This window comes from Mesorhizobium sp. WSM4845, from assembly GCF_055811455.1.
In genome coordinates this window covers 328798-343135 of the sequence record NZ_JBVVQA010000001.1, presented here as the reverse complement: position 1 = coordinate 343135, position 14338 = coordinate 328798, and the positions used below count along the sequence as shown (strand labels likewise).

Below are 14338 nucleotides of genomic sequence, written 5' to 3'. Positions count from 1 at the left end.
ATCGCCCAAAAGCATGCCCACGGGCCCGCCCTTCTACTGGCCCAACGATCTCAATGCCGCTGCCTCGTCTTCCCGTGACAGAGGCTCATGCGCTCCGGTTGCCGCGAGATAGGAATCGAGCGCTTCCGAAGACGAGGCCGGTGCATATCCGCCATCGCGCGCGGGCGCAACGACGGCAAAATTCACCGCCCAACCATGATCCGAGTGGCACGCCACGGATATGACGGTCGAGCGGTTGGCAGAATCGATTTCGAATTCGCGGCACAAGGAACCGGTTCCATCGCGAAACGTGGCTACGGCACGGATCCTGTCGGTGGAGCCTGCCAGCACGGCTTCTTCGCCGGACGCCACCTGCCCGAGCGCCTCTGAAAGAGGGCTGTCCTGCCCTGCCACCTCAAGTCCATGCGGCTGGTTTTGGCTGGCAAACCCAAAAAAATATCCGCCGAACCCAAAAACGACTGCAACCAGCGAAGCAGCCAACGGCATGATCCAGGATGCCTGGGGGCGCCGCATCGCCTGATTGTCCCTCGCCCTGAAGGCAACGACACGCGCGCCCTCGCTGGCGTGCGATGGAACGCTGCGCCGCTCGGCCTCGTCGATCATTCGCTGCACCGACTGGCTGAGTCGGTCGGGAACGGGTTCATCGAGAACCGGCATCAGTGCCTCTTTGACCTGAATGCGGGTTTCCAGGAACAGGGCGACCCGGCTGGCGATATCCGGCTGCATGGCTTTCTCGATGGCTGCGGCAGTCGCGTCGTCAAGTTCGCCGTCTGCAAAGGCCATGAGCGTTTCGTCAGCAAACTCGCGTCTGATCATTTCTGTTCTCGCCCTTCATGACCGGTAAACGTGGCAAGCCGGGATTTATTCCGACTGCCTCGGCGAGATTTTTTCTGGCACGCGCCAGCCGGCTCATCACCGTTCCGATCGGTATGTCGAGTACGCCGGCCGCCTCCCTGTAGGAAAGGTCCTCGACGCAGACCAGGAGAATGATTTCGCGCTGATCGTCCGGCAGATCGGTGATCGCCTGGGCAACGCTATTCAGGGTAAAGCGTGCTTCGACATCTCGCTCGCCACAGGCGCCGACAAGGTCCTGCCGTTGCTCGATGTCCCCTGCGGGCCGGCCGTGCGCTGCCTTCTGATGTGGTCGATCCACAGATTTCGCAGGATCTGGAACAACCACGCATCAAAACGGGTTCCAGGTTCAAAGCGCCCGGTGTTGACAAGCGCGCGTTCGCAGGCCGCCTGCACCAGATCGTCGGCAAGATCGCGGGAACGGCAAAGGGAAATCGCAAAACGGCGCAGGTTCGGAAGAAATGCAACAAGCTGCTTTCCGAATTGATCAGTCTCAATCACGTCGAAGTTTCCGGTTTCTTGAGGACCGAGCGAAGTCAGCCGCCTCCGCACGCATTCGGGGTGGGTCGGTATCTTCATGTGGCAGCATATGACCACGGCGGCTAAACCAGCGTGGGAGTCCGGCTAGATTTCGGAAAGGCCAGGATTAGACTGTGGCAAGCATCAGGTTAGAGCTTGGTGAGAGAACTGCCCATTTCCTGAAAACGTGGGTGACCCGCTGGCTTCAAGCCGATATCACGTAGCCGAAGCCCCGCACGGTTTTTATGAGCGGCTTTTCGTCCACGCTTTCGATCTTGCTACGAAGGTAGCGGATGTAAACATCGACCACCTTCGTTTCCGGGTCGAAACTCAGATCCCAAACATTGTTGAGCAGCCGGGTTCTGCTGATCACAGCGCCAGAGTGCGACATCAGATACGCGAGAAGCCTGAATTCCTTGGCCGTCAGGCTGATCTCGTGTTCGCCGCGCCAGACCTTCTTGCCGACCGGATCAAGCGCCAGATCGCCAACCCTGAGGACCGGGTCCGTGCCTGTGCTGGAGCCGCGGCGAAGCAGCGCCTCCATGCGCGCGATCAGCTCGTCGACGGCGAAAGGTTTGGTCAGGTAGTCGTCGGCTCCCCCCTTCAGCCCTTCGACCTTGTCCTGCAGGCTGTCTCTGGCCGTGAGCATCAGGACAAGATGCTGGTGCTGCTCGCGCCGCAACATGCGACATACTTCGAGGCCGTCGATTCCTGGAAGCATTCGGTCGAGAACGATCAGCGCATATGGCGTCTCCCGTACCATCGCCAGCGCATCCCCGCCACTGTCGGTCACGTCGACAACGTAACCCTCGGCTTCGAGCCCTCGCTTGATGAAGCCGACGATGCGATCGTCGTCCTCTACCAGCAGAATCCTTGACATTTACACCACCTTCTCCCCGGGTCGTATTGCGGGGAGTCAGAGAATTCCCCGCCTCGCGGTGGGCGTGGTCATTCCGCCAAGCTCCCGCCTCAACAATCGTAATCCATGAAACGAAGGAGGTCGTTGTTTATTCCGAGCCGGTATTTGCACGCAGCCTCTTTTTCAGAACGACTACGGCGGCACCTGCGTTCGCATCCGCAGACGCGGTTGCGTCAGCGTGTGGAAGCCGGACCACGACCTCAGTAAAAGACCCGACCTCGCTCGTGAGCGCAATCTCGCCACGATGCTTTTCGATGAGCCATTTCGCGATCGCCAGACCGAGACCACTGCCAAGTTGGCGCGACGCCCTTGGGCTTCGGCCACGGTAAAATCGCTCGAACACCTTGGGTATTTCCTCGGCTGGAATGCCCAAACCCTTGTCGCGTATCGCAATCTCTGCATGCCCGTCCACAACGGTCATATTCAGGTTCACCGAGCGATCGCGCGGAGAGTATTTTATGGCATTATCCAGAATGATCACGAGAGCCTGTTTGAGCCGCTGCGCGTCGGCAGTGATCCAGACCGGACGGGTGCTGTAGGCCGCCTTGATCGAGATGCCCTTGGCGCGCCCCAGAATTTCGCCCTCGTGGACCGCATCGGCGACGATGCTCACGAGGTCCGTTCGGCGGGGCTCGAAGCGTATTGTATCGGTTTCCGAACGAGACAGAAAAACGAGGTCGTCGACGAGGCGTCCCATCTCCAGGCTCTGAGTGACAATCCGTTCGAGCGCATCGCGGTACACTGCCTCTGGCTTTGAGCCATGGCGCAGCGGAATTTCCGCTTCACCGCGAAGCGCCGTCAGTGGAGTGCGCAGTTCATGGCTGATGTCGGCGAGGAACTGGACGCGCAACCGGTCGAGCTCCGTCAACCGCTGGTTCGCCGCGGCAAGCTCTGCGGTCCGTGCGGCAACTTGCTGCTCGAGTTCTGCCTTGGCGTTGAGCAACCGGTCGCGCTGGTCTTGCTGGCGTGCGGCCATTTCGTTGAACCGCCTGGCGAGCGCACCAAGTTCGTCGCGGCCATCAAAGGCGATCCGGTGGTCGAGATCACCACGACTGATCGCCTCTGTGCCTTCGGTCAGAAGGCTGATCGGGCGCATCAATGATCGGGCGAGAAGGAAAGCAGCAACAAAGCAGAGAACCACAGCAGCCAACGCAAGCGCGGCCGTCATCCAGGTCAGGCGTCGCCACAGTGCTTCTGCCTGCAGCTCGGTTCGCACGACCTCTTCCTCTTCGTCGCGCCGCCCGGCTTCCAGGATGTTTTCGAACTCGGCATCGAAACGATTCTCGATGTCCCGGCGAAAAACGCTGACCGCGTCCTCCTGGCGCCCCTGGTTGCGAAGATTGATTGCGTCAGAGGTGGCTTTGGCGATTTCTCCGTAGAGCGTGCGCATCCGCGTGACGCGGAAGATCTCGTCACCGCCGTCCTCCTGTTCGCTGCTGCCCCCGAGAAACTCGGCTTCTCCCCTGGTCAGTTCCGCGAGCTTTTCGAAGCCTGCCTCAAGCTCGGCGCGGGCGCTCTCGTAGTCGGGACGCTCCGGTTCGCCAATTAACAGGAACTCGGCGATCTGCTCGGAATATCGGTTGGCGTTCACCGTAAGTGCGGTGACGGCTTCGAGCTGGTTGTTGGCCCATTGCACGCGCTGCGTGTAGTAGGTTGTCGAGCGAATGGTGATGTAGACGATAGCCGCCATCATCACGACTGCCCCCACGACAATGAGCTGAAATACAAGAATGCGAGACCTGATGCCCATCGGTATCCATCGGCGTTGAGAACCCGAAACCGATCGGATTCCAGAATGCCCCCTTCGCGGCAGAGAAGGCCACCGTGCAGGATGGCTCGCGCAGATCGGCGCAACATTTCCGCGACGCCGTTTCAGCACGGAGCAACCATAGAGGACCCGCTATTAAGGATACGAGAGATTCAGGTTAGAAATTGGTGAGAATGCAGTCCTGCCGTCCGAATTTAGCGGCTTCACCCCGTGAGAGGCTAAGTCCAGCCGAACGCCTCAAGCCGAGGCAAGACTGGCTTGCCGGGTTTGATCGGGCGCAGAGTTGAAGGCCGTCGCGGATGAGTGGGTGTCACTTACGAAACCGCCAGGAATCACCTGAAAGCCGTCTTCGTCAAAACCGAGACCCATCGCAGCCGGAACTGGTCGCGTTGCTCGCGAGAATAGCCATCACCGCCCAGACTGAATGAGTCTATTCGGTTGAATCGCTATCCGGCAATTGCATGTCGGTGATGATGTTCTCGCCGTTTGTCTCGTCGTAGGCGATCACGATGTCCATGCCGGGTTTCAGCGCTTCGAGATCGGTTTCGGCGTTCAGCTTGTAGGATTTGCCGTCGTCGAGTGTCAGCGTCAACGTCTCCTTGTCGATCTCTTTGATCAGGCCTTCGGTCTGGCCGGCGAAGGCGGCGGTGGAAATCAGCAACATGGCGGCAACGGCGCCGATCGGGATACGCATCATCGTCCTCTTATCATTGCGCCGGCTCGGTGGCGGCGGGTGTTCAACAGACGGTGTTCAACAGACGGGTCGAGGGAAGCAGAAACCAACCGAATGTGTCAAAACTAAATCCGCCAGATCACAGTTTGACCGCTGCGGAAAACGCCAATAGAACGCAGCTACGGCGCCGCGCGTCCTAACGCAGAAACGACGCTGTGGCACTTTTGTTTTTGCGCATGATCCTTCCCGAAAATCGCTCCGATTTTCGGGGTCATGCGCTAAGCCGGCTCGGTGCCGGCAGGGCTGGTTCTCATGTCTCACAATACGTTTGGCCATCTTTTCCGTGTCACCACCTGGGGCGAAAGCCATGGCCCAGCGCTCGGCTGCGTCGTCGACGGCTGTCCGCCCGGCATCCGCTTCACGCGCGCCGAGGTCCAGGCCGAACTCGACAAGCGCCGCCCGGGTCAATCGCGTTTTGTGACGCAGCGTCGCGAACCAGACGAGGTCAAGATCCTGTCCGGCTTCATCCTGGATGACGACGGCGAGACCATGATCACCACCGGCACGCCGGTGTCGATGGTGATCGAGAACGTCGACCAGCGCTCCAAGGACTATGGCGAGATCGCCCGCCAATACCGGCCGGGTCATGCCGATTATACCTACGACACCAAATACGGCCTGCGCGACTATCGCGGTGGTGGCCGTTCTTCGGCGCGCGAGACAGCGGCGCGGGTGGCGGCCGGAGCCTTGGCCCGCAAGGTCGTGCCCGGCATGATCGTGCGCGGCGCACTGGTCTCGATGGGAGAAAAATCGATCGACCGCGCCAACTGGAACTGGAATTTCGTTGGCGACGCCGAAAATCCATTCTTCACGCCCGATCCGGCATCGGTCGCCGTCTTCACCGCGTATCTTGACGGCATCCGCAAGGCGGGTTCCTCGGTCGGCGCGGTAATCGAGATCGTCGCCGACGGCGTTCCGGCAGGCCTGGGCGCACCGATCTACGCCAAGCTCGACCAGGACATTGCCTCGGGCTTGATGTCGATCAATGCCGTCAAGGGTGTCGAGATCGGCAACGGCTTCGAGGCCGCCCGCATCACCGGCGAAGAAAATGCCGACGAGATGCGTATCGGCAATGACGGCAAGCCGGTCTTCCTGTCCAACAATGCCGGCGGCATCCTCGGCGGCATCTCCACCGGCCAGGCGATCGTCGCGCGCTTCGCCGTCAAGCCGACCTCGTCGATCCTGACCCCGCGAAAGTCGATCGACAAGGACGGCAACGACGTCGAGATCATGACCAAGGGCCGGCACGATCCGTGCGTCGGCATCCGCGCCGTGCCGATCGGCGAGGCGATGGTTGCCTGCGCGATCGCCGATCACTATTTGCGTCATCGGGGACAAACGGGAAGGCAGTAGGGCAGTAGGCAGTAGGTTACGTGACCCGCCGAGACGCCAAACTTTTTCCTTTTCCCTACTCCCTTACTGCCCTACTGCCCTACTGCCCTACTGCCCTACTGCCTTACTGCCCTATCCCTGCGAGAGCGAAGCGAGCGTCCATGCCTTACGACCAGAAGAAGATCGTCGAAGCCCTGCGCGCCTTCGAACGCGGCGAGATTGTCGTCGTCATGGACGATGACGGGCGCGAGAACGAGGGCGACCTGATCGTCGCCGCCGTCCATTGCACGCCGGAAAAGATGGCGTTCATCGTCCGCAATACCTCTGGTATCGTCTGCACGCCGATGCCGCGCGAGGAGGCCAAGCGCCTCAACCTGTCGCCGATGGTCGCCGACAACGACTCGGCCCACACCACCGCCTTCACCGTCAGCGTCGATTTCAAGCACGGCACCACGACCGGCATTTCGGCCGACGACCGCACATTGACCGTGCGCAATCTTGCCAACGGCAATGTCGGCGCCTCCGATTTCGTCCGCCCCGGCCACATCTTTCCGCTGATTGCGCGCGAAGGCGGTGTGCTGATGCGTTCGGGCCATACCGAAGCCGCGGTCGATTTGTGCAAGCTTGCCGGCCTGCCGCCGGTCGGTGTCATTTCCGAGCTGGTCAATGATGACGGCACCGTCATGCGCGGCCCGCAGGTGCAGGCCTTCGCCGAAAAGAACGTTTTGAAGCAGATTTCGGTCGCCGACCTCATCGCCTATCGCCAGCGTAAGGAAACGCTGGTCGAGCGTGTCGCCTGTTCGGAGATCGACACGCCCGGCGGCAAGGCGCAGGTCTTCACCTACACGCTGCCCTGGGACTCGATGCACCATGTGGCGATCGTCTTCGGCGACATCCGCGACGGCGAGGAGGTGCCGGTGCGACTGCATTCCGAGGATGTTGTGACGGACGTTTTCGGCACCGGCCACAGGCTGGACGGCATCATGAAATCGATGGGCGAGCGTCGGCGCGGCGTCATCGTCTATCTGCGCGAAGGTTCCGTCGGCGTCGCCCATCAGGAGCGCAACCGGCCGGCTGCCGGCGACCGCGAGGACCATGAAGAGGCGCGCCGCCGCGAAAGCGAATGGCGCGAGATCGGCCTGGGCGCGCAAATCTTGAAGGATCTGGGCATTTCCTCGATCAACCTGATCGCCTCGCGCGAACGCCACTATGTCGGCCTTGAAGGTTTCGGCATCCACATCGCCAAGACCGAGATTGTCTAGGACTGGTTTAGCGGATCGCCGGCATGCGTCCGGTCCCGCTTGGCACCGGACGCATGGAGTCTATTCGGCAGGAACCGCGGCTGTTTCGCGCGCGGAGATGTCACTATCGCCCGTGGCAAGGCTGCGCTGGCCGGCGAGCACGGTGACCAGCGCGAAAGTGCCCGCCGCCACCGACACCAGGAAGCCGCTCTGTGCACCGAAGGCGTCCACCACCCATCCGGCGGCGAAGGAGCCGAGCGCCATGCCGATGCCAATGCCGGTCATGACCCAGGTCACGCCCTCGGTCAGCATCGCCTCCGGCACGCGCCGCTCGATCAGGCCGAACGCCGTGATGAAGGTCGGCGAGATCGCCACACCGCTAACGAAGACAGCCAGCGCCAGAAGCGGCACCGTGTCTGCGACAAGCAACGGCAGCGTGGTGAGCGCGATGATGGCGATCGCGATGGCAAGCTGAATTTGCAGCGGTGTTTTCAGGTTCAGAGCGCCGAGGACGATGCCGACGACGAACGATCCGAGGGCATAGACGCCGATGACGAGGCTGGCGGCGCCCGGCTGGCCGAGCTCCTTGGTGATCGCCACGGTGCTCACCTCCGTGGTTGCGAAGGTCGCGCCGATGAAGATCAGGGCCAAGGTGATGAGTTGGACCGGCCGCAGGCGGATTGCCGATCCGCGCGAACCCTGGTCGACCGGTCGCACGCGCGGCTCGGTCGAGCGCTGCAGGATGAGGGCTGTCGAGCCGAAGGCGAGGAACAATGTGCTCGCCAGCATTCCCGCTTCCGGGAAAAGCGCGACGCTCAGGCCAACCGACAGCGAAGCCCCGGCGATGTAGACCAGCTCGTCCGCCGCCGATTCGAAGGCGAACGCCGTGTTCATCTCGGGGCCATCCCGGAAGAGCTCTGTCCAGCGCGCGCGCACCATCGCTGGGATGCTGGGCATTGCGGCGGCCAGCAGCGCTGACACGAACAGTGTCCATATCGGCAAGTCCTGATTGGCCGCCGTAATCAGCACTACGAAGGCGAGCACGGAAATAACGGTGGTGGGCGTCACAATCCGCGTCTGGCCGAGGCGGTCCACCAGCCGCGATATCTGCGGCGCGACAAAAGCATTGGCCAGCGCATATGTCGCGGAGACGGCGCCGGCCAGCCAGTACTCGCCATGCGTCTGCGATAGCATCGCGACGATTCCGATCGGAGCCATGGCCATCGGCATCCGGGCGACGAAGCCGGCTGCGGCGAAGCCCTTGGCTCCCCTTGCCTTGAAGATTTCGCGATAGGGATTGGGCATGAGAACACTCCTGGATTTTTGAGGCCCAGCCACTTATATACGTGGCGTATGCAAATCAGATAATGACATACGTAGCGTATGTCAATTAATATACGAGACGTATGTGAAGGAATGGGCGAATGGGGCACAAACCTCGCAAGGAGATGATCGCCGAAACCCGCACCAAACTGGTCGCGGCGGCGCGCCATGCCTTTGGCACTGTCGGCTATGCCGAGGCCTCGATGGACGACTTCACCGCATCGGCCGGGCTGACGCGCGGCGCGCTTTATCATCACTTCGGCGACAAGAAGGGCCTTCTCCAGGCGGTTATCGCCGAGATCGACGCCGAGATGTTGGCCCGGTTGAAGATCGTGTCAGTCAGGGCGGACACTCTCTGGCAGGGCTTTGTCGACGAATGCACCGCCTATATCGAGATGGCGCTGGAGCCGGAGATCCAGCGTATTGTCCTTCGCGACGGACCGGCGGTGCTCGGCGATCCTTCGCAATGGCCGAGCCAGAACGAATGCATCCGCTCGATGAGCGAGAACCTTCGAAAGCTGAGGGACGAGGGAACCATCGTTGCCGTTGATCCCGAAGCCGCAGCAAGGCTGGTCAGCGGCGCCTCGCTACATGCCGCGCAGTGGATCGCAAATTCGGAAAATCCAGAAGCGACGTCGAAAAAGGCGGTGAAGGCGTTCAACGTGCTTTTGGAGGGACTGCTCAGGCAAGGCCGCAGGATTGGCCGTCCACAAGCACCGGCTGAGGTGGACAAATCGCCGGCCTGAGCCTGTATCAAGACCACCAAAGGCAAGGCGCGACCTCGAATGGGACGGCCGAAGCGCGCCTCAAGATTCGGGCAGCTCGCGCCGGACCCAACCAGCACCCAACGATTAAACCCTGTTGAACGTCTGCCTTTGGCGGTTGCAAAACATGGTCAAAGCCGCCGGGCGCGCCTATATCGGGGGCATGGTCACAAGGCTCTATACCCACCCGATCTTCCTCGAGCATATAACGCCGCCCGGTCATCCGGAGCGGCCGGACCGCCTGCGCGCCATCGAGCGCGTGCTCGACGACGAGGCCTTTGCGGCCCTTGATCGTGCCGAGGCGCCGGAAGGCGACGAGGCCACCATCCTCTACGCACACCCGCAGGAATTCGTCGAACGGATCCGCGCTTTGATGCCGGACACCGGTATCGCTCGTGTCGACGCCGACACCACCGCCAGCCCGAAAAGCTGGCAGGCGGCCGTCACGGCGATTGGCGCTGCCAACGCCGCCGTCGACGATGTCTTTCGGGGCGACGTGGCCAATGTCTTTGTCGCCGCCCGGCCGCCCGGCCACCACGCCGAAAAGACCACGTCCATGGGCTTCTGCCTGTTCAACACCGCGGCGATCGCGGCGCGCTACGCGCAAAGGCAGCACCAGGCCGAGCGTGTTGCCATCGTCGACTGGGACGTCCACCACGGCAATGGCACGCAGGATATTTTCTGGGACGATCCGTCGGTGCTCTATTGCTCGACGCACCAGATGCCGCTTTACCCGGGGACCGGGGCGGTGAGCGAAACCGGCGCCGGCAACATCGTCAACGCGCCGCTGGCGCCGCAGACCGGCAGCGAGGTTTTCCGCGACGCTTTCCTGTCGCGGATCTTGCCGGCGCTCGACAATTTCGCGCCCGACCTCATCATCATTTCCGCCGGCTTCGACGCGCACCACCGCGATCCGCTGGCCGAGATCAACCTGACCGAGGACGATTTCGACTGGGCAACCGGCCAGTTGATGCAGCGCGCCGGTCGCCACAGCGACAACCGGCTCGTCAGCCTGCTCGAGGGCGGCTACGATCTGCAGGGATTGGCATTTTCGGTCGCCGCCCATGTCGGGCGACTGATGAAAGGATAGACGATGGCTGGTGAGAGCAACGAAGACGTTAAGGCGATGAGCTTCGAGCAGGCGCTCGACGCGCTGGAGAAAATCGTCGATGATCTGGAGCGCGGCGACGTGCCGCTCGACCAGTCGATCCGCATCTATGAGCGCGGCGAGGCGCTAAAACTCCATTGCGACCGGCTGCTCAAGGCGGCCGAGGACAAGGTCGAGAAGATCAGGCTTTCGCGCGACGGCAAGCCGGTGGGGACAGAGCCTCTGGACGCGGAGTAAGACACGGTCCCGAACGACAATTTCGCCATGCGGCTTTTGGACATGATCATGCGGCTTTTCGACATGATCATGATTGAGGATAATACTCATCCCGCTTGAAACGGCTCCACGACGAGAGGAGATTGCGAACGATGTGCAGAAACATCAAGACACTGTTCAATTTCGATCCGCCGGCAACCGATGACGAGGTCCGCGATGCCGCACTTCAGTTTGTCCGCAAGCTGAGCGGAACGACACGGCCGTCGAAACAGAACCAGCATGCGTTCGACCACGCCGTCGAGGCCATAGCCGCGTCTGCGCGCGAACTGCTGGACAGCCTTGAGACGACACAGCATCCGCGCAATCGCGACGAGGTGGCGGCCAAGGCGAAAGCCAGGTCTGCACTCCGCTTCGCCTGAGGAAGACCGCATGAGCTTCTTCCCCGGAAACGACCCTCTGCCCGGTGACGCCTTCGCCAGCGACCAGATCGAACTGATGGTTATTCCGAACGCCAAGGACATTGGCGGCTTTCAGGTTCGCCGTGCCTTGCCGACCGCCAGGCGTCGGCTGGTCGGTCCCTTCATCTTCTTCGATCGCATGGGACCGGCGATTTTGCGGGCCGGCCAGGCGCTCGATGTCCGCCCGCATCCCCATATCGGCCTGTCGACGGTCACTTACCTTTTCGACGGCAAGATCAGGCATCGCGATTCGCTCGGCACCGAAATGGTCATCCAGCCCGGCGACGTAAATTTGATGACCGCCGGTCGCGGCATCGTCCATTCCGAGCGTACGCCGCAGGAGCTGCGCGGTGCGCCGATGTCGGTTTCCGGCCTGCAGACATGGCTGGCGCTGCCGGACGATAAAGAGGAGGTCGACCCGATCTTCGAGAATACGGCGGCCATGCGTCTGCCCGAAATCGACGCTGAAGGCGTCAGCGGACGCGTTGTCATTGGCGCGTTTGCCGGGCTGCGGTCACCGGTCGTGACCGCTTCGGACACGCTCTATGCAGACCTCAGCCTGGCGCCCGGCGCCAGCGTGAAAATCCCTGCCGATGCCGAGGAGCGCGCCATCTATACGTTGAAAGGCGAGGTTTCGATCTCCGGTGACCGCTTCCCGGCAGAGCGGCTGCTGGTGTTCCGGCCCGGCGACGAGATCGTCGTGTCGTCGGAGGGTGGAGCGCATTTCATGCTGTTCGGCGGCGCCTCGCTCGGCTCCAAGCGCTATATCTGGTGGAATTTCGTGTCATCGTCGAAGGAACGCATCGAACAGGCGAAAGAAGAGTGGAAGACAGGCCGTTTCGATATCGTTCCGGGGGATGAAGAAGAGTTCATTCCGCTGCCGGACAATTAATGCATGTCGCGCAAAAGTGTGCAGCGGTTTTGCGATAACGACATGCATAAAACAACAACCTAAAGCGCGTCGCGTCAGGTCGGTCGAACGCGACGCGCTTTAGAGCGCCGCGCGTCCTTTTTGACGCGTAAACGAAACCCTAACAGTTTGAAGCTATGCCGCGTCACTCGCACGCATTTACATTCGCCGGCCAGCAGCCTATTTCGCAGATGAATAAAAAGCAGGCCCCAGCACCAGTGAACGCAAAGCTCCATACGCCACTTCTCGACAAGGTCCGCATCCCGGCCGACCTCAGGACGCTTGACGAACGTCATCTGCCGCAATTGGCATCGGAGCTTCGCACCGAGTTGATCGATGCCGTGTCGCATACCGGCGGACATCTCGGTGCCGGGCTTGGCGTGGTCGAACTGACGGTGGCATTGCACTATGTCTTCAACACGCCAGACGACCGGCTGATCTGGGATGTCGGTCACCAGGCCTATCCGCACAAGATCCTGACCGGCCGCCGCGACCGTATCCGCACGCTGCGGCAAGAGGGCGGCCTGTCCGGTTTCACCCAGCGCGCCGAGAGCGAATACGATCCGTTCGGCGCCGCCCACTCCTCGACCTCGATCTCCGCCGGCCTCGGCATGGCAATGGCACGCGATCTCTCCGGGGGCCGCAACAATGTCATTGCCGTTATCGGCGACGGCGCCATGTCGGCCGGCATGGCCTATGAGGCGATGAACAATGCCGGCGCGCTCGATGCCCGGCTGATCGTCATCCTCAACGACAACGACATGTCGATCGCTCCGCCGACCGGGGCGATGAGCGCCTATCTGGCCCGCCTGGCGTCGGGCAAGGCCTATCTGGGCTTGCGCGATTTCGGAAAGAAGCTGACCTCCTATCTCGGCGAGCGCGCCGATCGCGCCATCAAGCGGGCGGTCGAGCATGCGCGCGGTTACGTCACCGGCGGCACGCTGTTCGAGGAAATGGGTTTTTATCACATCGGCCCGATCGACGGTCACAATCTCGAGCACCTGATCCCGGTGCTGAAGAACGTCCGCGACAATGCCGACGGTCCGGTGCTGATCCACGTCGTGACCCAGAAGGGCAAGGGCTATGGACCGGCCGAGGCGGCCGCCGACAAATATCATGGCGTCAACAAATTCGACGTCATCACCGGCGCGCAGGCCAAGGCGCCGGCCAACGCGCCGAGCTACACGAAAGTCTTTGCCGAAAGCCTGATCCAGGAAGGCCGCGAAGATGATCGCATCGTCGCCATCACTGCCGCCATGCCGAACGGCACCGGCCTCGACCTCTTCGGCGAGGCGTTCCCGTCGAGGACCTTCGATGTCGGTATCGCCGAGCAGCACGCGGTGACTTTTGCCGCCGGCCTTGCCACCGAAGGCTTCAAACCTTTCGCGGCGATCTATTCGACCTTCCTGCAGCGTGCCTACGACCAGGTCGTCCACGACGTGGCGATCCAGAAACTGCCGGTGCGCTTCCCGATCGATCGCGCCGGCTTCGTCGGGGCCGACGGGGCGACCCATTGCGGCGCCTTCGACACGACTTTTTTGGCGACGCTGCCCGGTTTCGTCGTCATGGCCGCGGCGGATGAGGCGGAACTGCGACACATGGTGCGCACGGCGGCAAGCTACGATGAAGGCCCCATCGCCTTTCGTTACCCGCGCGGCAACGGCGTCGGCGTCGACCTGCCGGAGCGTGGCTCGGTTCTCGAAATCGGCAAGGGCCGTATCGTCAGGGAAGGCACCAAGGTTGCACTGCTTTCGTTCGGCACGCGGCTGCAGGATTGCCTGGCTGCGGCCGAGGAGCTCGGCGCGGCAGGGCTTTCCACCACGGTCGCCGATGCTCGTTTCGCCAAGCCGCTCGACGAGGATTTGATCCGGCGGCTGGCGCGCTCGCACGAAGTGCTGGTAACAGTCGAAGAGGGCGCGGTCGGTGGCTTCGCCAGCCATGTGCTGCAATTCCTCGCCCATGAAGGGCTGCTGGAAAACGGCCTGAAGGTACGCCCGCTTGTGTTGCCCGACACTTTTGTCGATCACGCCAAGCCCGAAAAGATGTATGCCGACGCCGGGCTTGATGCCGCCGGTATCGTGCGCACCGTCTTCGCGGCGCTGGGACACACCGCCAGCGCGCAAAGCGCCTGAATCAAAGTCTCAACGGCTTGCATCAATTTGCCGACCGACGGTCGTAGACTGTTTGCGTTGTCA

Annotated in this window: 13 protein-coding genes and 1 pseudogene; 8 read left to right on the top strand and 6 right to left on the bottom strand. The window is 61.9% G+C overall.

Going from position 1 to position 14338, the window contains the following annotated elements:
- Positions 1-33 precede the first annotated feature (33 nt).
- From AC0L2C_RS01560 to AC0L2C_RS01540, 5 genes and pseudogenes are all read right to left on the bottom strand, one after another.
- Complete coding sequence (locus tag AC0L2C_RS01560) at positions 34-816, bottom strand: anti-sigma factor family protein (protein WP_128245611.1); 783 nt, start codon at positions 814-816, stop codon at positions 34-36.
- Positions 794-1353 (bottom strand): annotated as a pseudogene (locus AC0L2C_RS01555) (RNA polymerase sigma factor). The gene AC0L2C_RS01560 and the pseudogene AC0L2C_RS01555 overlap by 23 nt, the downstream one beginning before the upstream one ends.
- Positions 1354-1576: 223 nt before the next feature.
- Positions 1577-2251, bottom strand: a complete 675-nt coding sequence (locus AC0L2C_RS01550) for a response regulator transcription factor (RefSeq protein ID WP_473522542.1) — start codon at positions 2249-2251, stop codon at positions 1577-1579.
- A 127-nt stretch (positions 2252-2378) separates the two neighbouring features.
- A complete protein-coding gene (locus AC0L2C_RS01545; RefSeq protein ID WP_473522541.1) occupies positions 2379-3983 on the bottom strand; it encodes a sensor histidine kinase in 1605 nt (534 codons plus the stop codon).
- Positions 3984-4488: 505 nt separating this feature from the next.
- Positions 4489-4752, bottom strand: a complete 264-nt coding sequence (locus tag AC0L2C_RS01540; protein ID WP_031254973.1) for a DUF1344 domain-containing protein — start codon at positions 4750-4752, stop codon at positions 4489-4491.
- A gap of 291 nt (positions 4753-5043) precedes the next feature.
- On the opposite strand from AC0L2C_RS01540, the gene aroC reads away from it, so the two are divergent.
- Positions 5044-6144, top strand: coding sequence for a chorismate synthase (gene aroC / locus AC0L2C_RS01535; protein ID WP_473522540.1), 1101 nt, complete (start codon positions 5044-5046; stop codon positions 6142-6144).
- 140 nt (positions 6145-6284) lie between these two features.
- Positions 6285-7385, top strand: coding sequence for a 3,4-dihydroxy-2-butanone-4-phosphate synthase (ribB, locus tag AC0L2C_RS01530; RefSeq protein WP_473522539.1), 1101 nt, complete (start codon positions 6285-6287; stop codon positions 7383-7385).
- A 60-nt stretch (positions 7386-7445) separates the two neighbouring features.
- Here ribB and AC0L2C_RS01525 read toward each other — a convergent pair whose 3' ends face one another.
- Positions 7446-8669: an MFS transporter gene (locus tag AC0L2C_RS01525; RefSeq protein WP_473522538.1), complete on the bottom strand. Its 1224-nt coding sequence runs from the start codon at positions 8667-8669 to the stop codon at positions 7446-7448.
- 119 nt (positions 8670-8788) lie between these two features.
- On the opposite strand from AC0L2C_RS01525, the gene AC0L2C_RS01520 reads away from it, so the two are divergent.
- The 6 genes from AC0L2C_RS01520 (at position 8789) to dxs (ending at position 14275) form a co-directional block, all read left to right on the top strand.
- Positions 8789-9433 (top strand): TetR/AcrR family transcriptional regulator, encoded by a 645-nt coding sequence (locus tag AC0L2C_RS01520; protein ID WP_287374741.1) that lies wholly within the window; start codon positions 8789-8791, stop codon positions 9431-9433.
- A 181-nt stretch (positions 9434-9614) separates the two neighbouring features.
- A complete protein-coding gene (locus AC0L2C_RS01515) occupies positions 9615-10541 on the top strand; it encodes a histone deacetylase family protein (RefSeq protein WP_128245671.1) in 927 nt (308 codons plus the stop codon).
- Positions 10542-10544: 3 nt separating this feature from the next.
- Entirely contained in the window at positions 10545-10796 is a 252-nt protein-coding gene (locus AC0L2C_RS01510; RefSeq protein ID WP_023799340.1) for an exodeoxyribonuclease VII small subunit, read from the top strand.
- Positions 10797-10927: 131 nt separating this feature from the next.
- Positions 10928-11194 (top strand): DUF2277 domain-containing protein, encoded by a 267-nt coding sequence (locus tag AC0L2C_RS01505; RefSeq protein ID WP_023799339.1) that lies wholly within the window; start codon positions 10928-10930, stop codon positions 11192-11194.
- Between the two features lie 10 nt (positions 11195-11204).
- On the top strand, positions 11205-12125 hold the full coding sequence (locus tag AC0L2C_RS01500) for a pirin family protein (protein ID WP_128167677.1): 921 nt from the start codon (positions 11205-11207) through the stop codon (positions 12123-12125).
- 209 nt (positions 12126-12334) lie between these two features.
- The gene (gene dxs / locus AC0L2C_RS01495; protein WP_287341552.1) at positions 12335-14275 is read left to right on the top strand and encodes a 1-deoxy-D-xylulose-5-phosphate synthase; all 1941 of its coding nucleotides are present in this window, start codon (positions 12335-12337) and stop codon (positions 14273-14275) included.
- Positions 14276-14338 lie beyond the last annotated feature (63 nt).

Excerpts from the sequence above, each read along its gene's own strand:
- AC0L2C_RS01560 (WP_128245611.1), bottom strand. The coding sequence starts at position 816 with ATGATCAGACGCGAGTTTGCTGACGAAACGCTCATGGCCTTTGCAGAC.
- AC0L2C_RS01525 (WP_473522538.1), bottom strand. The coding sequence starts at position 8,669 with ATGCCCAATCCCTATCGCGAAATCTTCAAGGCAAGGGGAGCCAAGGGC.
- AC0L2C_RS01540 (WP_031254973.1), bottom strand. The coding sequence starts at position 4,752 with ATGCGTATCCCGATCGGCGCCGTTGCCGCCATGTTGCTGATTTCCACC.
- ribB (WP_473522539.1), top strand. The coding sequence starts at position 6,285 with ATGCCTTACGACCAGAAGAAGATCGTCGAAGCCCTGCGCGCCTTCGAA.
- aroC (WP_473522540.1), top strand. The coding sequence starts at position 5,044 with ATGTCTCACAATACGTTTGGCCATCTTTTCCGTGTCACCACCTGGGGC.
- AC0L2C_RS01510 (WP_023799340.1), top strand. The coding sequence starts at position 10,545 with ATGGCTGGTGAGAGCAACGAAGACGTTAAGGCGATGAGCTTCGAGCAG.
- AC0L2C_RS01545 (WP_473522541.1), bottom strand. The coding sequence starts at position 3,983 with ATGATGGCGGCTATCGTCTACATCACCATTCGCTCGACAACCTACTAC.
- dxs (WP_287341552.1), top strand. The coding sequence starts at position 12,335 with ATGAATAAAAAGCAGGCCCCAGCACCAGTGAACGCAAAGCTCCATACG.
- AC0L2C_RS01550 (WP_473522542.1), bottom strand. The coding sequence starts at position 2,251 with ATGTCAAGGATTCTGCTGGTAGAGGACGACGATCGCATCGTCGGCTTC.
- AC0L2C_RS01505 (WP_023799339.1), top strand. The coding sequence starts at position 10,928 with ATGTGCAGAAACATCAAGACACTGTTCAATTTCGATCCGCCGGCAACC.
- AC0L2C_RS01500 (WP_128167677.1), top strand. The coding sequence starts at position 11,205 with ATGAGCTTCTTCCCCGGAAACGACCCTCTGCCCGGTGACGCCTTCGCC.
- AC0L2C_RS01515 (WP_128245671.1), top strand. The coding sequence starts at position 9,615 with ATGGTCACAAGGCTCTATACCCACCCGATCTTCCTCGAGCATATAACG.
- AC0L2C_RS01520 (WP_287374741.1), top strand. The coding sequence starts at position 8,789 with ATGGGGCACAAACCTCGCAAGGAGATGATCGCCGAAACCCGCACCAAA.